Source organism: Paenibacillus wynnii (assembly GCF_030812855.1).
In the GTDB taxonomy this organism is placed as follows: Bacteria; Bacillota; Bacilli; order Paenibacillales; family Paenibacillaceae; genus Paenibacillus_AQ; species Paenibacillus_AQ wynnii_A.
In genome coordinates, this window is the sequence record NZ_JAUSTK010000034.1 from 1 (window position 1) to 20925 (window position 20925).

The 20925-nt window shown below is 46.3% G+C and carries 16 protein-coding genes and 1 other annotated feature; of the genes, 6 read left to right on the top strand and 10 right to left on the bottom strand.

The annotated features are described in order from the left end of the window. Positions 1 to 98: 98 nt before the first annotated feature. Genes J2T20_RS22410 through J2T20_RS22420 form a run of 3 tightly spaced genes read right to left on the bottom strand, consistent with a single transcriptional unit; the run spans position 99 to position 1957 of the window. Entirely contained in the window at positions 99 to 866 is a 768-nt protein-coding gene (locus tag J2T20_RS22410) for a DALR anticodon-binding domain-containing protein (protein WP_307591730.1), read from the bottom strand. Next, positions 856 to 1680 carry an arginine--tRNA ligase domain-containing protein gene (gene argS, locus J2T20_RS22415; RefSeq protein ID WP_307591796.1) on the bottom strand — a complete coding sequence of 275 codons (825 nt, stop codon included), beginning with the start codon at positions 1678 to 1680 and terminating at the stop codon, positions 856 to 858. The genes J2T20_RS22410 and argS overlap by 11 nt, the downstream gene beginning before the upstream one ends. Next, positions 1592 to 1957 (bottom strand): hypothetical protein, encoded by a 366-nt coding sequence (locus J2T20_RS22420; RefSeq protein ID WP_307591732.1) that lies wholly within the window; start codon positions 1955 to 1957, stop codon positions 1592 to 1594. Before J2T20_RS22420 ends, argS begins: the two co-directional genes overlap by 89 nt. 39 nt (positions 1958 to 1996) lie before the next feature. Then, positions 1997 to 2221, bottom strand: a binding site (T-box leader). A gap of 395 nt (positions 2222 to 2616) precedes the next feature. On the opposite strand from J2T20_RS22420, the gene J2T20_RS22425 reads away from it, so the two are divergent. Continuing rightward, a complete protein-coding gene (locus J2T20_RS22425; protein WP_307591734.1) occupies positions 2617 to 3009 on the top strand; it encodes an exosporium glycoprotein BclB-related protein in 393 nt (130 codons plus the stop codon). Between the two features lie 506 nt (positions 3010 to 3515). On the opposite strand, the gene J2T20_RS22430 is transcribed toward J2T20_RS22425, so the two are convergent. The 4 genes from J2T20_RS22430 to J2T20_RS22445 all read right to left on the bottom strand — a co-directional run bounded on the left by J2T20_RS22430 (position 3516) and on the right by J2T20_RS22445 (position 9894). After that, complete coding sequence (locus J2T20_RS22430) at positions 3516 to 6887, bottom strand: DEAD/DEAH box helicase (RefSeq protein WP_307591736.1); 3372 nt, start codon at positions 6885 to 6887, stop codon at positions 3516 to 3518. 482 nt (positions 6888 to 7369) lie between these two features. Then, positions 7370 to 8077 carry a TetR/AcrR family transcriptional regulator gene (locus tag J2T20_RS22435; RefSeq protein ID WP_307591738.1) on the bottom strand — a complete coding sequence of 236 codons (708 nt, stop codon included), beginning with the start codon at positions 8075 to 8077 and terminating at the stop codon, positions 7370 to 7372. Positions 8078 to 8134: 57 nt separating this feature from the next. Continuing rightward, positions 8135 to 9166 carry an ABC transporter permease gene (locus J2T20_RS22440; RefSeq protein ID WP_307591740.1) on the bottom strand — a complete coding sequence of 344 codons (1032 nt, stop codon included), beginning with the start codon at positions 9164 to 9166 and terminating at the stop codon, positions 8135 to 8137. Beyond that, positions 9163 to 9894 (bottom strand): ABC transporter ATP-binding protein, encoded by a 732-nt coding sequence (locus J2T20_RS22445; RefSeq protein WP_307591742.1) that lies wholly within the window; start codon positions 9892 to 9894, stop codon positions 9163 to 9165. The genes J2T20_RS22440 and J2T20_RS22445 overlap by 4 nt, the downstream gene beginning before the upstream one ends. Positions 9895 to 11078: 1184 nt before the next feature. On the opposite strand from J2T20_RS22445, the gene J2T20_RS22450 reads away from it, so the two are divergent. The 4 genes from J2T20_RS22450 to pstA all read left to right on the top strand — a co-directional run bounded on the left by J2T20_RS22450 (position 11079) and on the right by pstA (position 15384). After that, positions 11079 to 12524, top strand: coding sequence for a stalk domain-containing protein (locus tag J2T20_RS22450; RefSeq protein ID WP_307591743.1), 1446 nt, complete (start codon positions 11079 to 11081; stop codon positions 12522 to 12524). A gap of 69 nt (positions 12525 to 12593) precedes the next feature. After that, positions 12594 to 13454, top strand: a complete 861-nt coding sequence (locus tag J2T20_RS22455) for a phosphate ABC transporter substrate-binding protein (protein WP_307591745.1) — start codon at positions 12594 to 12596, stop codon at positions 13452 to 13454. A gap of 92 nt (positions 13455 to 13546) precedes the next feature. Continuing rightward, entirely contained in the window at positions 13547 to 14497 is a 951-nt protein-coding gene (gene pstC, locus J2T20_RS22460; RefSeq protein ID WP_307591747.1) for a phosphate ABC transporter permease subunit PstC, read from the top strand. Then, positions 14494 to 15384, top strand: coding sequence for a phosphate ABC transporter permease PstA (gene pstA, locus J2T20_RS22465; protein ID WP_307591748.1), 891 nt, complete (start codon positions 14494 to 14496; stop codon positions 15382 to 15384). Before pstC ends, pstA begins: the two co-directional genes overlap by 4 nt. A gap of 678 nt (positions 15385 to 16062) precedes the next feature. Here pstA and hcp read toward each other — a convergent pair. Further along, entirely contained in the window at positions 16063 to 17718 is a 1656-nt protein-coding gene (hcp, locus tag J2T20_RS22470; RefSeq protein ID WP_307591750.1) for a hydroxylamine reductase, read from the bottom strand. A gap of 125 nt (positions 17719 to 17843) precedes the next feature. Between hcp and J2T20_RS22475 the strand changes: the two genes are divergently transcribed. Further along, complete coding sequence (locus J2T20_RS22475) at positions 17844 to 18557, top strand: Crp/Fnr family transcriptional regulator (RefSeq protein WP_307591751.1); 714 nt, start codon at positions 17844 to 17846, stop codon at positions 18555 to 18557. A 47-nt stretch (positions 18558 to 18604) separates the two neighbouring features. On the opposite strand, the gene J2T20_RS22480 is transcribed toward J2T20_RS22475, so the two are convergent. After that, positions 18605 to 19276, bottom strand: coding sequence for an ABC transporter ATP-binding protein (locus J2T20_RS22480; protein ID WP_307591753.1), 672 nt, complete (start codon positions 19274 to 19276; stop codon positions 18605 to 18607). Continuing rightward, a complete protein-coding gene (locus J2T20_RS22485) occupies positions 19273 to 20922 on the bottom strand; it encodes an ABC transporter permease (protein ID WP_307591754.1) in 1650 nt (549 codons plus the stop codon). Before J2T20_RS22485 ends, J2T20_RS22480 begins: the two co-directional genes overlap by 4 nt. Positions 20923 to 20925: the final 3 nt, after the last annotated feature.

Sequence of the window (20925 nt, forward strand, 5' to 3'; positions counted from 1 at the left end):
AGCATCGTTAGCCCAATCATCGCAATCCGCCCGAATGGGCGGTATCCCTTCCGGGACGTAAGTAACAGCCTTCCTTCGGGAAGGCTGTTTTACGTTAATTACATTCGGTTTGGTGTAGGCAGTCCCAGCACCCGAAGTACATCGCCTAAGGTATGGATGACTCTTGAGGTGAGCCAGAGACGGAACCGAATGGAGGACTCTGCCCCCTTTAGGATGGGGCACAGAGAATAAAAATTATTGAACAAAGTAGCCAAAGTATACGCGTAGTTACAAAGCGTACTCGGGGTCAGTTCCTTGCTGGCAAGGTATAATGTATCCTCCCATGTGCTGAGATGTCTCAGCAGTGCAGACTCCGCTTTTTCGAATTCGGCAGGGAATTGCGGCAATGGAGCATCATCCGTTAGATCGGTTGCTCCAGCCTTGTTCAATACACTGTTCGCACGGGCATAGGTATACATCAGATATACGCCCGTATTCCCGGATATTTCTGTAGCCTGCCGGAAATCAAAAATAATCTCGGTTCCCAAATTGAAACGGAGCAGATAATAGCGGATCGCTGCTGTAGCGATGTCTTTACTGGAAAGACCGCTTTTATCAGAACGTGATTGCTCAATAGCCTTCTCCATAAGCAGAACCAGATCGGTTACCTTCACACCGATACCCTGACGCCCGGACATGGCATAGGAGGTTTTGCCATCCGTAATATCAATTCCCAGCTCAGCAGCGGAAGCCGGACTCAGTGAAACCACGCCATAGCTTACATGATGAAGCTTCTCGGCCTGATCTGTATACCCCAGCGCTTGTAAGGCCTGCTTCACCATTTGCTGCGGATATTCCTGTCTGTAGTCGATGACGTTAATAACCATGTCCGCTTTTCCAAAAGGCCCGTCCGATTAAACCCGTAGTCCATAAGCCTGCCGTAAACTCATGGTACGAGAAGTCTTTTTCCAGCAATCCAAACTTCCACAGATGATAGGCGATGTCTTTGGCTGTATACGTTAAAATGCCATTAGAGCGCACAAGCACCTTATCGATATTATAATCTTCTAATTCTGCCTCACCGTCTGCCACCGAGGATTGCTTCAATACCCAGCAGCCTGCCAGTTTACCTTCTTTCTCTTGAACAAAAACCGCTGTTTGCGCAAGCCGCTGAAATGCAGATGCCCAAAAACCCGCTCTAACAATACTGCTCTCCCACACGAGTAGGTCATACTCAATGCCGAAGTTTTTCATCTCCTCCACATGTTCTCTGACAATACGTTCAGCTACAAGATTCCCCAGCCAGGCCTCATTTTCACCGCCTCTTTCTAGGGCATGCAGAATATCGGTACGCTTGTCCGTCATCTCCGGACTCTGTGCATACTCCTTGTTGACTCTTGAATAGATATCCCAGCAATAATCACCAAAACGAACATGCTCACCCTCATAAGGTACATTTAATAATCCAACTACTGTATCCGCCAGCTGATTCCCCAAATCGTCTATGTAATTATGAACCTCTACGTTATATCCTGTTCTTTTCAAAATCCGTACTAACGCATCCCCGATACAGGAGTTTCTTAGGTGTCCAATATGCGCTGATTTATTCGGATTAATAGAAGTATGTTCTATAACTGCTTTTTCCCCTTGGAGGGAGCTCGAAGGTGCGTCCGGCCCACACCTGCCAATTGACGTACAAATTGATGAACCCGGGAGCTACTACTTCGATTTTGTCCAAAAGCCCTTCCATATAACCTTGCTGTTGAAGCTCAGTCTTCACTAGTTCAGCTATCGCCATAGGAGCTTTCCGTACAATTTTTGCCAGCTGCATAGCAATACTGCTTGAATAGTCGCCATGCTCCAGATTGGCGGGCTGTTCAATGCGAACGTTAATTTCATCGGTATAAGTAATACTCAGACCATTTAATACGCCACTGACACTTTGTTCCAGGTTGGATTTGATAAGTTGGCTGAACATGTTTTGACCTCCTTTAAAATACAAAAAAGCCCTCGTCTCAAAAGAGACGAGGGCTTTAGCGCTCGCGGTACCACTCTCGTTGCTAAACCGGGCAAGGTTTAACCACTTTACAGAATAACGGCCTTCTGCCGGGACTTCCTACTAATCTGTTCAGAAGTCCATCTCCCGGGTGCGCTTCATTACTTTGATCTGTACCGGCTTTCACTCTTCCGGCTCGCTGAGGACTAGATCAAGGGTAACTACTCTCCCGCTCATCGATTGTATACATTTTTACCAGTATAACGAATTTCACAAAGAAATCAATAGCTCAACATATATACGATGCCAGCAGGCTTCCATAGGTATAACTCACAAGTAGAAGGGATGAGTTAGGTCGCATGGACATTTTGTAACCAGGCCCCATCGAAAATAGTCCTTTCTCAGGATCAGACCGACCCAACAGGTAACCGTTAAAATCCTAAACCGGAATGCTGTAAATGGTCCAGGTGTGGTTATTCAAGGTTTTGTACTCAGTACTACAAGAACTCTGTATGTAAGTGAAGAAATTGTTGTGGCATCAAATGCCGTAATAACTAAGAATTATTACAGGAGCTACAGGTGAAACCGGAGTTGCTGGGGAAGGTGCAATTATTCCTTATTCCTCTGGGCTTCCTGTGAGTATGACTACTGTTTTAGGGGGTCTTACGAATTCTTCCAGCTTGGTGGGTTTTGGGAATAGAACTACTGGAGTTACTGCTGCTGGCGGGACTATTGACCTTACTGGAGCGGTTGGATCTCCGTTGAACTTTGCTTTTTCGTCACCTCGTACCGGAACAATTACGTCTATGGCTGCCTATTTCAGCACAACTGCTTCATTGGCTTTAATAGGAACAACTATAACGGTTACAGCACAATTATATATTTCTACTACACCAGACAATATCTTCACTCCGGTGCCGGGAACCCTAGTAACCTTAAGTCCGGCGGTAACAGGAGTTGTATCTATTGGAACTATAAGCAATGGTTTGACTACGGGACTGAGTATTGCAGTAGCGCCTGAAGCCGTTTGTTAATGGTTTTCACCGCCACTGTAACAGCAGGACTTGATGTGGCATCAATCATTGATGGCTACGCTAGTGCAGGTATAACGATCAGTTAAGCTAAGTACCTAAAATCAAAACCAGGGAGTGCTGAGCCTTACGGCTGGCCTCCCTGGTTTTGTGTTATATCTGATTCCAGTCATATTGGAGATATTAGGCAACTCCGGTAGATAATAGTTGTATTTTATGCAGTTATTTCAGCTTAAAGCGGCCTTGTCTGAACTTTAATTGCACTTTATGCAGTTAAAATCAGGAAAAAAGGTTTTTTTGCTAGGAAATGATGAGAATAGTTGTATTAAATACAATTATTTACCTGAGAGGTGCAGGCTAGTGTGTTTTAAGTGTATTAAATACAACTAAATGGGTTGAACGGCTTAAGAATCGGACGTGAATCCATTAGATGAAGGAGGGAGGCATACGAAACCAGCCGAACCCGGCTGAAATCATCTGAAACCGGCTGGTTCCAGCCAATGCTCCCGCTAAATCATCAGAATCTCCCGAATATCCTGTTCTGTTAAGGTGGATAGAGCTTCTTGACCGGGTTGGATGACTTCATCGATCAGATTCTTTTTTTTCTGCTGAAGCTCGTACATCTTGTCCTCTACCGTTCCCTGGGTGACAAGCCGGATGACTTGGACTACCTTTTTCTGCCCGATTCGGTGTGCTCTGTCGGCAGCTTGCTGCTCGACAGCGGGGTTCCACCATAAATCGTACAGGATGACGGTATCTGCTCCGGTTAGGTTAAGTCCGGTGCCCCCGGCCTTTAAGGAGATGAGGAACAAGTCGCGTTCCCCGTTATTAAATTGATTACAGAGCTCGACACGCTGGGAGGTTGGGGTCTGTCCGTCCAGATAGAAATACGGGACGCCTTGAAGCCCCAGCTCCCGCCCGATTAACTTAAGCATCTCAGTAAATTGGGAGAAGACCAGCATTCGTTTACCGGAGCTGCGACACTCATCGATGATCTCGAGCAGCTGCTCGAATTTGGCTGAACTTCCTTGGTAGCCTTCGACGAATAGCGAAGGGTGGCAGCAGAGCTGTCTCAGACGAGTAAGTCCAGCCAGGATTTTGATTCGATTGCTGCGGAAATCCTCCCCGTTCAGATGCTTGAGGGCTTCCTTTTGCAGCCTCGCCAGATAAGCGACATACAGCTTCTTCTGTTCAGGCAGCAGCTCGGAAGCTTGCAAGGACTCGATCTTGTCCGGCAGTTCTTTCAGGACATCGGTCTTAAGACGACGAAGCAGAAAAGGACGTGCGCGCTTGGCTACCACTTCCCGGGGAAGGTCGTGAAAGGCCTTCTTGCCCGGGAACAGCTCTGGAAACACAGCGCCGAAGATCGACCATAAATCTTCCAGAGCATTTTCCACCGGAGTTCCTGTTAGCGCAAAACGATAGCGGGCTTGCAGAACCCTTACAGCTTGTGCCGTTTGGGTTACATGATTCTTAATGACTTGAGCTTCATCAAGAATGAGCGTATGAAAAGCTGATTTGGCATAGAGATGAACATCTCTGCGCAGCAGCGGATAAGAGGTAATAATTACATCCGCTTTCCCCGTATTCCGAAGAATTCGAGTCCGCTCCGTCAAGCTTCCATCGGCAATAACAGCCTTAATCTCCGGCGTGAATTTCTTAAGCTCGTTATGCCAGTTGTAGACGAGAGAGGCCGGTGCGACGATGAGCGCAGGTTTTCCGCCTTGACGGATATCCGGCAGCTCCGAGAGCAGGAAGGCTATGCTTTGCAGTGTCTTTCCAAGGCCCATGTCATCGGCCAATATCCCGCCAAAACGATAGTGTGCCAAGGTCTTCAACCATTGGAAGCCAAACACCTGATAATCCCGAAGCACAGGCACGAGTCGGTCTGGAACCGGGAAATCCAGATTCTCGGGATTCCGCATATTAGCCAGAAGCTTCCGTAACTCTTTGCCTAACTTAACCGCGTCCCCCTTCTCATCGGCAGCACTCAGATGTAACCCCCGAACAACGGGCAGAGTAAATTCTGTGCCTTTCAAATCATCCTGCCGGATACCCAATTCATTCATAAATGTAATGATTTCTTGGAATTCTTCACTTTCCAGAGGCAGCAGCGCACCATTCGGCAATCGATAGTATTTACGCTTGTCCTGAAGTGATCTAAGAACCAATACAATTTCCGACTCAGGGATACCTTGCATATCGAATTTGAAATCGAGCCAGTCGGTTTTCTCATTCCAAGAGAGAGATACTTTGGGCGGAACCGTACCCGTAAGTAATCTTTCCTTCACGGCGGTGGTAGCATAGACTTCGAGCAGCTGCTCTAGAAGAGGGATTTTATGATACAGGAAGTCGTATTCCGCATCCTCGTCGCTCATAATATATCCACTTTCTGTTTTCGCAAAATATTCATGTTCCATAAGCTCAAGAATCTTATGTTCGGCCTCGCTGTCCCGCATAAGAATAATATCCGTACCGCGAGCCTTATTATTGTCATCTATAGGATTAATGATGATGTCGCCATATTGGAACTCCAGCCCGGCGAGCAGCCGGTCTCTCACCCGATCCAGATAGAGCCGCGCCTTCAGCTTAGTTTGAACAACACGGTCCGCGATGGCGTCAGCGATATGGACACTGCCGAGCTTCATCAAGCCGGGGATCACTTTATCCATAAAAGGCTCCATTTGCTCAGGCGCAATGCGAACGCCTCTATCACGGGAGTCCTCCAGCATTTTTTTCATTTCTGCAAGACGCCTGCACTCTTGGGAGGGAAGCTTCAGCAGCTTTCCTTCCGTCAGAACGATTCCGTAGTCCTCCATGACCGTGATTTTATCTAACCCCAGAACCTCCAGACGATAGCCGTCTTCCTCGGCCTGATCGAATTCAAAGCTCAACGGGGGGGCTTCATTCGAGAAATGAATACCCTCAAATAGGTTATCTTCTTGTTGAAAATAGACCGTTTTAGCCCCTGAAAGGAAGGGCAGGAGCGAATCCCAGAAAAAAGGCGGGATCGGCAGCAAGCGGTCTCCGCCCATACTATTTCCATAAGGGGAGTAGGAGCTACTTCTATCACGGTACATTTTCTCATTTAACAAGATTTCGATAAGCTTCTGAATAACCGCATTGTCTTCCTTATGAAAACTGTGGAGGGAAGGGTCATATATAAAATGTTTTGAAAACTCATAGGCTTCTCCCCGGTGAACATGCTGCAAGAAATCCCTGATTTTTTGAACAATATATAGACGTTTTGGACCTACCTTCATTTCGATCCCCAGCATCATACTTCCATAATTATATGAAAATGGCTTACAAATCAGCTCTACATTCAGAGGCATGCGTATATCCATAAAAGTTCCTGTACCGCTTGGACGCTGCCTGCTGTTCCCGAACATTCCTAACATCGTATCGACCAACTGCTGATCCTTTGCAGAAGCTCCTGATTTGCGTGTTGCATCGGTAAAGGTACGCGGGGTAAGAACCCCGACTCCGGTAGTGAATACTCCCCCGTTATGGAGACTGGAAGCCACCGTCCGCCCCTGTGATGCCAGACCTTGATCCAGATCCAGAACATTAATCATTACAGCCGCAATATGCTTGCAGAACGGGCCACCGCGATAATACTCAGAACAAGTACAATCCGCACTTACATCTCCGTCCCTATCAATACTCACTGTTACATCCACATTTTTACCCTTACTATCTTGAACGATAGCTTCGTAATCAGAGAAATCATTGTCATTATTATTATCATTCACGGACTCGTGGTCTTCCCCATCATCAATTAGGTCAACCCTTCCGGAGAGGTAGTACTCTATCCCTTTGTCAAAAGCGGACTTCCCGCATAGCAGCTTGATTACCCGTTCGGACACACTAAAGCCCATCGTAGGATTCCTTTCTTTAACTGAATATTTAAATATCCCGAATTAATATAGTTCCTATAATAACAGAACGCGTGTACGCTTCAAAGGTTATCAAGATTTTTACATAGATAGGTCTGTATATGGATAGTATATCTGGAGCCATTGAGGGCCGCTTTAGAATGAAGTTTCTGGATAAGCTCACTCCGCTAGCCTCACCATTACGGGTATAATCAACGGGGCATCATTCAATAAATTGGTCAAAATATCGCCCGTATCCAGCATGGACAGCATTTGAGGCTCCAAGGTGAAGCTCATTACAAGGTTCTTCATATCTACTTTGGGACTTCGGATAAAGATTTCGTAGATTAAGCGCTCAGCGTCTGCTTCCGTTTTGTGCTCAACCGTAGATTAGGCAGTAATATTTTTGAACGGAAAAACAACGAAAAACACGACAGTTCTCAAGGAATATTCCTCTTAGACTGCCGTGTTTTTAATAATGTAAATTATTTGCTTCCTATTCCATCAGGACTTATACCATGCATTATAAATCTAATCGTCAGTTCGATCTCTTCCTCGTCATTCCAATCCTTATCAGGCATTAGCAGCAGGCGGGCCAGCAGAAAGCCGATAATAGACGAAATGGAGAATCGGATAATGGCAGGCGTCGGGATCTCGACAATCTCTCCCTTTTCCTTGAAATGCTCTACGATCTTTTCTACCCGTTCCACCACCTTGACGAGAATATTCTCTACGAATTGCTCTCGAAGTGCGGGTTGAAAGGGGATTTCCTGAATTAGTATTTTGATAATTCTGAAGTTCTTGCGAGCAAATTCCAAACGGTTCACAATAAATGCCCGCAGGAAATCTTCATAGCTGTCAAAAGGTAAATCGAGCACTCCATTAAAATTCCTAAGCACAAAGGGAGCAATCATCCGGCTCATCGTCGGTCCTACAATCGATAACAGCAGGTCTTTCTTGGTCTTGTAGTATCGAAAGATCGTACCTTCCGCCACGCCCGCCTTCTGAGCGATTTCGCTTGTTGCGGCAGCAGAATACCCCTTATCGGAAAAAACCTCAATCGCTGCCTGCAAAATGGCCAGCTGCTTCGGGGTCATTTTCTCATCCTCGCCAAGATTAAGAATCTCCTGAATCCATTGTTCCCCCATATTATCATCTGCGGACGGGTTCTCCGCAGCTTTATTATCAGTCATTCCATCAACCTCCAGACATCATCCTGTCTGTCCATCTTAGCATAATAACGATATTGTTTACATTTTGCGGTGTTTACGCAGAGCCAACACATTTAAGGTCATGAATAGCAAGGTGAAGCCAATCAGCACATAGACATCCAGAGCGATATCGCTCCAGCCCTTGCCGCGAATCATAATGTTCATCAACGCATCTGCACCATAGTAGAGAGGCGTTGCTAAGCCTACCCGCTGCAGCCATAATGGGAGAGTGTCCATCGGGAATAATCCGCTGAGGAAAATTTGCGGCACGATAATGAGCGGAATGAATTGAATCATCTGCAGCTCATTGGCTGCAAAAGCAGATAGCAATGTACCCAGTGTTAGAGCCGTCATGGACAGCAGCAGGGTCATCAACAAGACATAGCCGAAGCTTCCTGTCATCAGGATACCGAGCACCTGAATGGAGAACCAAGAGATGAGCAGGGCTTGAAATACAGTAAATATCCCAAATCCGCAGACATATCCGAGAACAATCTCCCAGCGTTTAAGCGGCGTGGAGAGGAGGCGCTCCAGCGTCCCCGTGGTCCGTTCCCGCAGGAAGGAGACACCCGCGATTAGGAAGACGAAGAAGAATACGAATACACCGATCATAATCGGACCAAAGCGGTCAATGGTTTTCATATCCGCTGATCCGTACAGATAACTGATCTCCGGCTGAATCTTAATTCCCGAGGAGGGCAGAAGTTCCTGTGAGGTCTTCTCAAGCACCATCATCACCGCCCGGTTAGCCGTGGGATTACTTCCTTCCAGAACCATCTGTGGTGTTGTGCCATTTAGCGTGAGCAATGCATCGATAGTTCCTTCGCTTACAGCATCTGTCCCAAGCTCTGCCGTTGCATATTCCTTCACTTTTGCGTCATGACTTTCAAGGGAAGCGGACAGCTTGACTGCCTGACCTGAAACACCGATAACCGGCTTATAATCATCACCGTTAAACACCAGACTCATTAAGCTTAGAACTAATAGAGGAGCAATAAACATAAGGGCCATCGTTCTTTTATCATGAATAAATTGCTGTAAAATACGTAGAGTTATCGCCCGGATTCTCATGAACGCACACCTCCATAATAGAGAAAGGCTTCTTCAATGGAAGCAGAACCTGTGGCTTGCAGCAGTCCGTCCGGCGTATCCACTGCCAGCAGCTTCCCGTCCCGAATCATCGCCAGCCGATCACATTTCTCCGCTTCATCCATTACATGCGTAGTCAGCACAATCGTAGTTCCCTTCTTATTCAGTGCTCTGAGTTCATTCCAGATAGAGAGACGCAGCACCGGATCGATCCCAACTGTAGGTTCATCCAGAATAAGTAGAGGAGGTTCGTGCAGCAAGGCGATGGCCAGCGACAATCGGCGCTTCATACCACCCGAGTATTGGGCCACACCTTTACGCAGATGTTCCTCCAAATTAACCAATTCCATAACCGCTTTAATACGGCGAGTGCGGTGTTCACCCTTCAGTCCATAAAGAGAAGCGAAGAACTCTAAGTTTTCTTTGGCGCTAAGCTCGGTGTACAGAGCATCAGACTGTGCCATATACCCGATCTGCTGCAGCATCGCCAGTTTTGGCATTTTGACGCCCAGCACGTGGATCTCACCGGAGCTGGTTTCATCGATACCAGTCAGCATCTTTACCAGCGTTGTTTTGCCGGATCCGGAAGGGCCCAGAATGCCGAAGGTTTCAGCTTTTTCCACTTGTAGAGAGATATCGTCAAGTACCAACTTGCTGCCAAATGCTCTACCGACATGACTTACTTTAATAACTGGAGCATCTTTATTCATTACTGATCTCCTCGATTCTTAAATAATGAGTGAGTACTCACTCATTACTATATAACAATCTCTATCCGTTGTAAATCATTTAAATAACGAAATTATTTTACATTAAAAGAGGACTCAATCTTTTAAAGCACGATTTCAACCTACAAATCAATTTTAAAATCCAGAAATCGAACTTTAATAGCGATCGAACTTATTTATATAGTTTGTACTAAAGACTTACTTTTTGGGAGAGTGGTCGTTACTACAGTGAATGTTTGGACTTCCAGCCGTTGTTCTCCCCAAATTCTTGATTAACTCACTGTTTGCAGTGGAAATTCGGATACAGCTTATGCTTTCGAAGCGAGCTTTCCTACGGAAAGCTTTCGGGCGGTTGCTATCGCTCCTACAGTTCCCAATTTCCCCTGTGTGCCTTCCGCTTTTTGTTATTTTCTTTTGTTAAGCTTATTTAAGGAAGGAATATTGGCTCAAAACCAAAACTAGTGCCTGTCCGAAAGGACAAAGTGTAAAGGGATCATGTGCGGAGTGGAAGGATAGGAGGAGGTACGGACACCAAAGACCTTATTTGCTTTAAAAAGGTTGAATTTGGAGAATAACGGACTCCAATGACACTATTGTCCACTTTCCGCCTAGTAAAAGGTGTTTTTGGAAGAAATAGAGGCTTCTGAGTCCGTACCGTACTTCAATTACGGATGAATACTCAAATAACGGCGATACGGTCCGTATGAGACTAGATCCAAGCTAGCTCATTTTTTCGGCTACATAGTCAAGCACTGATTTTACGGTTGATCCGGAATTTTTCCTAAGAATTCAAGGATTGAAGTACCTATCGAGTTATTTTGAAGGGAATATTTACCTCTAAATATTTATTGCAAGGTTTCATTTAGCAAGCTGGATCTAAAACAAACTTTAATTATCGGTTACTGGAGGACAATCAAATCTATGGAGTGGTTCTCCCCGAGAGTGGTCCTACATGAACGCATAATATTTTCGTATGGTTGCTCACGGTTGGAAACTCGAAGTCTAAACGTACTCCTTAGTTTCTACTACACTCCCAAGGAGTAAATCTTAAGAACAATCTATATTAAGTGATAAGTTAATATTTCCATAACATTCCTCTGCAACACAATTGACAATTGTAGACGAGAATTACATTAGCAGTTACCTACATGAAAAGGGTGAATAATTTGACAAACAGTAAATGGTTAAGCTCAGCTCTGGCATCGGCACTTCTTGTTACCGCAGCCTCCGGGAGTGTCTCTGCAGCAAGTGCAAGTAATAGCGGTAAAATTTCAGCTAACAACGTTAAACCAGCTGTTTCAGCCGTGAGTAAGGTTAAAGAAGGTACAACTGCATGGACTGTAAATGGAACCCAGGTTACTTTTAATACCATCGATAGCAGTGGTTATAAGCTGTATTCCCTGACTCAGGTGGCAGATGTCCTAGGAGCTTCATTTGTGCACGGGGCAGGCGGGATTGAACTGAATGACAGTAGGGGCCTACATACTATTCAATTAAAAACAGGATCAAAGAACTACCAACTGGATGGATCCCCATTCACTTTTACAGTAGCTCCTGTAGTTCATAAAGGAAAAACCTATGTGGAACTTACGAAGCTTGTGAACGGATTGGGCGGCGAGTTGCAGGTGAATCCCAACACCATTTTGGGCTCGGCACGACCAATCGGTGAATTTGATTCCCTGCATTGGAATTCGGATGGAAGCATTATTGCCAATAAAAGTGATGCTGAAGCTACTCAAATCTTCAAATTCAACACGGATCCAGGTAAATATGATCTCTTCACTTCTAATGCTGGTGCAACTGACTTTTCAGTATCCGCCGACCATCGCTGGGGCGCTTTTAATGATGAGACAGGTCAATTGAATTTGATAGATCTGACAAGCGGACTTATGAAGAAGCTCGGCACGGACACCACCGTAAAAACGGATCTGATCTGGTCTCTGGACGGCAAGAAGATTTACTTTATTCAAGGAGATAAGCAAGAGAAGATCTCCCAGATTTCGGTAGAGACCGGTGTGGTTACGGAAGTCTTGGCAGATAAAGTGGATAACAAATCGGAACTGCGCATTTCTGCAGACGAGAAGCAGGCCTTATATATCGTCAATGTGACGGGTGTTGCGAAGAATGATGCCGACAGTACGGAGGATTCCCTCACTGTTGACTACAGTAAAGCAGGCGAACAGCTGTTCAAGCTGGAGCTTGGCATCAAGGGTGCGAAGCCGGTTGCCTTGACTACTACCCCGGATAACAAACTTTATCCTGAAATTCTGGCTGATGGAAGCATCGTGTTCTTGAGTGCGGATCCGGATGGAACTGCACTCAATAAGCTTAAGTTGGTAAAAGCGGATGCTACGCTCTCCGATATCGCTCTTGATATCGAGGTCTACTGGTCAGCCAAAGTTGGCAGCGGCCTAGTGGTGTCGGGTGTAGCTTTGGATGGAAGTACACATATCTACTCTATAACTGCTGCAGGAGCGAAAACTGAACTCTACAGCACTACTAAGGATGTAACTGAAATCGCCGTATCAGCCGATGGCAGCAAGCTCGCAATCATTATTGAAGGCAAAATCCTAGTGATTCAAAATGCGAAAGCAGTGCAGCTTACAAAATAATCACAGGATTCATTGAATCATTATCCCAAATCTAATTTAACGGCGAAAGGCCGAGAGGAGAAACAACATATGAAGGTTTTCAAAAAGTTTACAGTCACAGCGCTAACAGCAGTAATTGCGGTAACCGCATCTTTTGCAGGAGTAGCAGCAGCGGCAGATTCATTAAAAGGTAAAATCACAGTGAACGGCTCCACGGCATTATTGCCGTTAACCCTTCAAGCCGCCAAGGAATTCCAAAAGCTTCATCCTAAAGTAAAAATAGCAGCTTCCGGTAAAGGTTCTGTAACAGGACCACAAGCTGTGAAAAAAGGGATTGCCGACATCGGAGCATGCGATTGGGACGCAAGTATGGATGTTCCGGGCTTCAAAGCCTTTGAAGGACAAGTGGCGAATAAAGTAGCGGTCATTCCTTTTGCTACAATCGTCAACAAGAATGTGGGTGTAGACAACCTCACAACAGAACAGCTTAAAGGAATTTACTCCGGTAAAATCACGAACTGGAAGGAAGTCGGCGGTTCGGATGCGGATATCGTAGTCATCACTCGCTCCTTTGGTTCAGGTACACGCGTTAACTATCAAGCGAAAGCTCTTGCCGGCGGTGACATTGTTAAGAAAGAGAAGAACTATAAAGAAACAGGTTCCAGCGGTGATATGAAAACGGCAGTAGGAACCACTCCGAACGCTATTGGATATATCGACCTTGTCTATGTTACCGGCGGGGATATCAAAGCGGTTAAGTATAACGGTGTCGCGGCTTCCACGGATAACGTAATCAATGGTTCTTACAAGATTTGGGCTTACGGTTACTACATGACTAAAGGTCAGCCTACAGGCGCTACCAAAGAATTCATCAATTATGTGCAAAGCAAGAAATTCCAACAGGGTTCCCTGAAAAAGCTGAAGTTCATTCCGATTTCCGCAATGCAATAAAATCAAGTTAGCTTCATTTGCAAACATAATGAACGGCAACAGCAGCCAGTCCCGAATTATCATGGGATTGGCTGCTTACGGGAGGGAAAGGTATGGGGGCACCAGTACACAACCTGGCTACCACAATAATGGACAGCACTAGTAAGAAAGAGATTTCAGCCCAAAGACGCCATAAAAGGCATAGAGTCAGCAATGTGTTTTTTAAGTATTATTTTTTATTCAGTATTTTAGCGCTTTGCTTTGTACTTGGTCTTGTATTTATTTTTATCGGCAAAACGGCGCTGCTTCTCTTCGGCCAAATCTCTCCGGCGGATTTTTTCCTTTCATTTAACTGGACACCGGAAGAAGACGCTTTTGGAGCCGCTGCCTTCATCGTAAATACATTGTCACTGACCGCGCTTACGCTGCTGATCGCAGTTCCTATCTCTGTGGGTATGGCCGTACTCAATGCGGAGATTGCTCCGAAGTGGATGACATCCTTTATCCGCCCGATTCTGGACCTGCTCGTAGGGATTCCTTCTATAGTATACGGATACCTGGGCTTGACTGTCCTTCTGCCCTTTCTGCGCAGAGTCAGTGGAGAAAGTCTGGGAGACGGTCTACTTGCGGCGGCGCTTGTGCTGGCATTAATGGTTCTTCCGACAATCACACGGATCAGCGATGATGCTATCGTTGCAGTACCGCGTAAATACAGGGATGCCGCTTATGCGCTTGGCTCTACCCGTCTACAGGTCATAACGCGCGTTGTCTTGCCTGCGGCAAGCCGAGGCGTGATATCGGCAGTTATTTTGGGTATGACTCGTGCCGTAGGGGAGACGATGGCTGTAGTGATGGTAATTGGAAATACGCCGCAGCTGGCGAAGAGCTTATTTACGCCTACGTCGGTATTAACCAGCAACATCGTAATGCAGATTTCCAACGTAGAATATGAATCCACATGGAACTATGCACTGCATATGATGGCTTTCCTTCTGCTGCTGATCTCCTTTGTACTTATACTCATCATTCGAATCCTGGGCAGAAAACGGAGGGATCAGGCATGAGCAATTTTACACGAACACGCCATACTGCACGTGCGCAAAGACGCGACAAGCTTGCAACCATCGCTTTATATGGTCTCGGCGCTTTGGTCATGCTGCTTATTTTCTGGCTGCTGTTCACCATCCTGGGCAAAGGGCTGCCCGGTCTAAGACCTGACTTTCTGTTCAAGCAGCCTGAAGAAATAGATGCTGGCGGAGGAATCGGACCTGTATTGTTCAACTCGTTCTATATCCTCTTTATTTCTTTAATTGTTTCCGTACCTCTAGGAATCGGAGCGGGTATATATATGGCTGAATATGCACCCGATAATGGATTCACCAGCGCACTTCGGATGGCTGTCGAAGCCTTGTCATCCGTTCCTTCTATTGTGTTTGGGATGCTGGGCTTAGCTATATTTGCTGAATACTTCGATATAGGTCTGACTATACTTGGCGGCGGTGTCAGTCTAGCACTGCTCAATCTGCCGATGCTGGCCCGTGTAACCGAGGAAGCGGTTCGTACCGTTCCGGGTGAGCTTCGGGAAGCGGGATACGCACTGGGTACAACCCAATTCCATGTCATTCGCAAAGTTGTGCTTCCTGTGGCGATCCCGGCTATTATTACAGGCGTATGTCTTGTGGCTGGCCGTGCGTTCGGGGAGTCTGCCGTCATTATTTTGACAGCCGGTCTAAGCACCTCTGGTGAGATGTGGGACTTTAGCTTGTTCTCACCGGGAGAGACACTGGCTGTACATCTATGGTATGTGCAATCCGAGGCCATCGTTGAAGACGCTCGGCAAATCGCCGATAAGTCTGCAGCAGTGCTCGTAATCGTTGTTCTATTGATCAATCTTGCTTTTCGTTTTCCCTTATGGTTTGGAAAACGCCGTCAAGGACTGTCCCGTAAGTAGGATTCTCAAGTGAATTCAAATCCGATCAATGACTTCCAACGGTTCGCATGGATGCGTCTCATAAACGTAGCAACGTTAATCCGAATGTGCTGAACATTTGTGTTGAATGCGTTATGAACAACATCGCTTTTTAGCCCGTTCTGGACTTCCAGCCGCTGTTGTCGTAAGACTTTTCTGATTTATACCGCTGTAAGCGGATGAAATACGGAGACAGCTTATGCTTTCTAACAAACTCCCGGGAAGCTACTTCCTACTCTCTTACACAAACTTCTTGACGCTACCGAAAACTCGGAGGTAGTCCGTGAAATAGATGTATTTTATACACTTATTTCTATCTTTTAGCGCTCGGATGTATGGATAGATGTACTTTGTGCAACTAAAGCATGAATATGCCGGTTAAACCCCGGAATACCCAAAAATAAGTGTATAAAGTGCAATTAAACACCCTAAAGTGTGCTAAGGGAGAAATATAAGTGTACCTTGTGCAACTATATATATTGAAACCCATGTAGGTAGACGATTTGCCGTAATTGTTGCGGATAACTGGGGAGATACTTCTACTCTCAAGCGTTGGAGCAAGGTTTTTTTCACGGAGCGCCCATAAGCAGAGGGGTGTCCCGACAGCCATTTCCATGACTGTTGGGACACCCCTAATTTGTAGTGCAAGTAAACTGATTATTAAACCACAGCCATGAATTTTTCCATATCTTCGTCTACGGTAGTAATGCCGCCAATCCCGAAATTCTCAATCAGCACGTTAGCTACGTTCGGAGATAAGAAGGCTGGAAGCGTCGGGCCTAGGTGAATGTTTTTCACGCCCAGATGTAGCAGTGCTAATAGAACAATGACTGCTTTTTGCTCGTACCAAGCTATATTGTACGAAATAGGGAGGTCGTTAATATCGTCAAGTCCGAAGACTTCCTTAAGTTTCAATGCAATTACAACTAAAGAATAAGAGTCGTTGCACTGACCGGCGTCCAGCACGCGTGGAATACCGCCGATAGCTCCCAGATTCAGCTTATTGTATTTGTATTTTGCACAGCCCGCAGTCAGGATAACGGTATCCTCAGGCAATGCAGCGGCGAAGTCGGTATAATAATCTCTACTCTTCATTCTTCCGTCACAGCCTGCCATCACAAAAAACCGCTTGATAGCACCCGTCTGGACGGCATCCACCACTTGATCCGCTACTCCCATAACGGCTGCATGTGCAAACCCGCCGATGATTTCACCGGTTTCAATTTCAGTAGGGGCAGGGCAGGTCTTTGCTTGTTCGATAATTGCCGAGAAATCCTTCGCTATATTGTCCACACCGGCCGGAATATGCTGCACTCCCGGATATCCTGTATTACCTGTGGTGTAAAGGCGGTCCTTATAGCTATCCTTAGGAGGAACAATACAATTCGTAGTCATCAGGATAGGCCCATTGAAGCTTGCAAATTCCTCAGGCTGTTTCCACCAGGCGTTGCCGTAGTTCCCTACAAAGTGGCTGTACTTCTTGAAGGCCGGATAGTAGTGTGCCGGCAGCATTTCGCTATGGGTATACACATCAACGCCCGTTCCTTCCGTCTGTCTAAGCAGCTCCTCCATATCCTTCAAGTCATGCCCGCTGATCAGAATACCCGGACGGGTACCTACGCCGATATTCACCTTTGTAATCTCTGGATTTCCGTAGGTTGAAGTATTTGCCCGGTCCAGCAGCGCCATAACATCGACTCCGAACTTGCCGCATTCCATAACAAGAGCTATCAGCTCCTCAGATGTCAGATCCTCATTCAAAGTGGCTGCAAGCCCTCTCTCCATAAAGGCCTGAACATTGTCCTCGCGGTAGCTGAGAACAGCGGCATGCTCCATATAAGCAGCCATCCCTTTCAGACCGTAAGTTAACAGCTCCCGAAGAGAGCGTATATCTTCATTGGCCGTGGATAGAACGCCAACGGTAGCCGCCTTTTCATCGACTTCTTCTTCGGTTCCAGGTACCCAAAGAGCGGCATCATGGTTAGAGAGGGGAATGGTGACTTCCATACCGCTCAGCTGGTTTTTCCACTGATCTCGCAGTGCAACCCCTTCTCTTACTCTGGCAATAAAACCATCACGGTCAAAGTTGGCGTTAGTTATTGTAGCGAACATACTCTCAATAATAAATTTCTCAGACGCTGCATTTCTTAGTCCCAGCTCTCTGCCTTTTACAGCAAAGACGGAGATGCCCTTCAGAGTGTACAGCAGAAGATCCTGCAGGTTAGCGACATCACTTGTTTTGCCGCAGACTCCTTGAATGGTACAGCCCGTTCCTTTGGCCGCTTCCTGACATTGATAACAAAACATGCTGCTCATATTGGGTTCGCTCCTTTAAAGTTAGGGAAGCGTCTGCTTCCTTTACAGTTTCTACTAATTGTAGTAGACTGTCGTCTAACAATCGGTAACAGATGTTACCGAATCGTATATTGTGGAGGGAAAATATGAAACCGGATCCAGCTGTTCTGCAGTCCTGTCTGCTATTTCGCGGCAAAAGTGTCGAAGATATATCGGCTATGCTTCAGACCATGATCTATACCGTTAAACCCCTCCGTAAAAAAGAACTTATCGTGAACGAAGGCGAAACGGCTGATCATATCGGGATCATTCTCTCTGGGCAAGTAGAAGTTCAGAAGAATCACTCTAACGGAAATAATGTAACCATTGCCCGGCTGGGAAGAGGCCAAACCTTCGGGGAAGCTGTTTTATTCCGCAAGGAAAATGTCTACCCGGCAACTATAATTGCTCCGGGTACCTGTAGCGTCATGTTTATCAGCAAGCAAGAGCTGCTGCGTCTGTTCGCTGCTGATACGGACATGTTGTCCTCTTATATGGAGAATCTGTCGGAGCGTCTGGTAATGGTCAATCAGAACATTGAAATCCTGTCAGTAGGAACACTACGCAAACGGATTGTGTTTTATTTACTCAAGCAAGCCGATCAGCAGAATTCAAATTCCAATACCCTCAAACTGCCTTTCAGTCGAAAAGTATGGGCTGAGCTGCTTAATACCGCCCGCCCCTCACTATCCCGGGAACTCGCCTTCCTCCGCGATAATGGCTGGATTGACTTCAAAGGCAGCGTGTTCACTCTTCTCAACCGGGAAGGTATGGAAGGATTGTTGGAGAGAAATTCAACCGCCAAAAAGGCCAACCAGTAAATTACCGGTTAGCCTGCTTAATCGTTCCATTATCCTATACGACCTTCTCAAGCCCTTGCCATCACCTTCAGCTTCTTCTCCGGCTCTAATCGAATGGAACGGTCACTGATGGCGTCGACATCCTGTTGATCATGGGTGACAAAGAGGCAGCTCATCTTTTCCTTACGCAGAATTCTGCTCAATTCGGTTCGGATGGACTCCCTGAGGTCTGTATCCAGATTGCTGAAGGGCTCATCCATTAAGAGAACAGCAGGCTTCGGCGCCAACGCCCGGGCAAGGGCTACCCGCTGCTGCTGCCCTCCGCTTAGCTCATGGGGATACCGTTCCTGGAATTCACTCAGCTGCACAAGCTCAAGCATCTCTTTTAGACGCTTACTTCGTTCTTCCCGGGGGGTGCGGTGCAGGCCGAATTCAATGTTTTTTCGGACATTCATATGGGGGAACAAGGCGTAATCCTGAAATACCATCCCCACCTCGCGGCGTTCAGGTTGAATGAATGTTCTATGATCAACCACGTTGTTTCCACTAATGAGTATCTCGCCCCCCGAAGGAACCTCCAGACCCGCAATCAAGCGCAGCAACGTGCTTTTTCCGTTTCCGCTTGCCCCAAGCACACCGATAATTTCACCCTTCTCCATTATAAAAGAAAACTGTTCGATTACCGGAGACTGACGCCGGCTATACGAGAATGAAAGATCTCGGATCTCTAGAATACTCATCTTTTTTCACTCCTGTCCAAATATTGAAGGATATAGACCGAGGTGAAGCTGATTCCGATAATTAATAGCGATGGAATCGAAGCCTCATATATTTGTTCATTGTTGGCATACTGATACGTTTTGGTAGCGAGTGTGTCGAAATTGAAGGGTCTGAGCAATAGAGCCAATGGAAGCTCCTTGCATATTTCCACAAAGGTCAGGATAAATCCGCTGATGACGGCACCCTTAATCAAAGGGAAATCGACCCTGAAAAAAGTTCTTGTCATGCCCATCCCCAAGATCCGCGAAGCCTCTGTATACTTCCGTCCAACTCTCTCAAAACCGGTATCAACCGCATTATACCCCGTAGCCATAAATCGGATCACATACCCCGATACGAGCATTACCGCAGTAAGACTCAGAACGACAGGCGTACCTCCGAACCCAAGCCCATGGTACACAGATGATAAGCCGCGATCCAATTGAAGGAACAAAGCCAATACACCGATGGCAATAATCGCACCAGGTACCGAATACCCGGCTGTAATCCCTTTGGACAACATATAGGAAAAGGTTGAACGCGACCGGTTAACAGCTCCGACAATAAGGGAGAAGACCATAATAATACATGTGGAAAGGGTGGCTACGTATAGGGTTCGAGTAAGATATGAGAAGAAATCGTCTTTCCAAACCGTTTCAAATGTCCATGAAGCCCAAACCATCAGTTGAACGAGCGGAATCAAAAAAGAAAAACACCAGATGCTGAAACAGACGATGTAGGCCGACCATTTAGGCAGTCCGGTAAGACGTCTCGGAGCAAGAAGTTTGGATTTACTGGTGGTGGAGCTGTAAGCCCTGTGACTGCGCAGAAATCTCTCTAAGATGAATAGACCTACAACGATCATCATCAGCCAAGCCGCCAGCCGCATAGCTGATTCGACATCGTACATTCCAAACCAAGTCTGGAAAATGGCGGTAGAGATGGTATGCAATCCGAAATAATTGGTCACACCGTAGTCGCTTAGCACTTCGAACACAACCAGACTCACACCCCCGGCGATAGCAGGACGGGATAAGGGCAGTGCGACCCGAAGAAAAATGGATAAGGGTCTCCTCCCGAGCAGACGAGCATTTTCAATGTAAGAAGCGCTTTGCTTTTCAAAATAGGCTCTTGTGATCAGGTATACATAAGGAAATAGGAAAAGGGTAAAGATGATCACTGCGCCGCGCATCGAAGAAAGAGTAATCCAATCTTGGTTCGGGAGGATTCCCCATTGATTACGGAGCGTCTTCTGAATGATACCTGTATAGCTGAACATCGTGCTGTATGTATAGGCGGCAATGTAAGGAGGTATAGCAAGCGGCAATACGAGAGCCCACCGGAAAAACCGCTTCCCCGGAAAATCGAACACGGCCACCAGCCAAGCCAGTGACACGCCTAGAAAGGTGGTTAATACACCGGTTAATAGAGTCAGCCATACCGTCTGAACCATATAATCTTTTATTAAATAGCGTTTGATTTGTAGCCAGTTGTCATTCGGTGCGTCGAAGATAGAGAGAAATACTAACAAAATAGGCAGCAAAATAGCTGCTGCCCCCATGAGGCTGACGATTCGCCAGCCGTTAAGTTTTCTCTTGATTTGAACCCTCACGTTTTTAAAAGGCATATA

Coding starts and splice junctions, on each gene's coding strand:
- J2T20_RS22430 (WP_307591736.1), bottom strand. CDS start 6,887: ATGGGCTTTAGTGTGTCCGAACGGGTAATCAAGCTGCTATGCGGGAAG.
- J2T20_RS22445 (WP_307591742.1), bottom strand. CDS start 9,894: ATGAATAAAGATGCTCCAGTTATTAAAGTAAGTCATGTCGGTAGAGCA.
- J2T20_RS22485 (WP_307591754.1), bottom strand. CDS start 20,922: ATGCCTTTTAAAAACGTGAGGGTTCAAATCAAGAGAAAACTTAACGGC.
- J2T20_RS22425 (WP_307591734.1), top strand. CDS start 2,617: ATGACTACTGTTTTAGGGGGTCTTACGAATTCTTCCAGCTTGGTGGGT.
- J2T20_RS22420 (WP_307591732.1), bottom strand. CDS start 1,957: ATGTTCAGCCAACTTATCAAATCCAACCTGGAACAAAGTGTCAGTGGC.
- J2T20_RS22480 (WP_307591753.1), bottom strand. CDS start 19,276: ATGAGTATTCTAGAGATCCGAGATCTTTCATTCTCGTATAGCCGGCGT.
- pstC (WP_307591747.1), top strand. CDS start 13,547: ATGGGGGCACCAGTACACAACCTGGCTACCACAATAATGGACAGCACT.
- J2T20_RS22475 (WP_307591751.1), top strand. CDS start 17,844: ATGAAACCGGATCCAGCTGTTCTGCAGTCCTGTCTGCTATTTCGCGGC.
- hcp (WP_307591750.1), bottom strand. CDS start 17,718: ATGAGCAGCATGTTTTGTTATCAATGTCAGGAAGCGGCCAAAGGAACG.
- pstA (WP_307591748.1), top strand. CDS start 14,494: ATGAGCAATTTTACACGAACACGCCATACTGCACGTGCGCAAAGACGC.
- J2T20_RS22410 (WP_307591730.1), bottom strand. CDS start 866: ATGGTTATTAACGTCATCGACTACAGACAGGAATATCCGCAGCAAATG.
- J2T20_RS22455 (WP_307591745.1), top strand. CDS start 12,594: ATGAAGGTTTTCAAAAAGTTTACAGTCACAGCGCTAACAGCAGTAATT.
- J2T20_RS22440 (WP_307591740.1), bottom strand. CDS start 9,166: ATGAGAATCCGGGCGATAACTCTACGTATTTTACAGCAATTTATTCAT.
- J2T20_RS22435 (WP_307591738.1), bottom strand. CDS start 8,077: ATGACTGATAATAAAGCTGCGGAGAACCCGTCCGCAGATGATAATATG.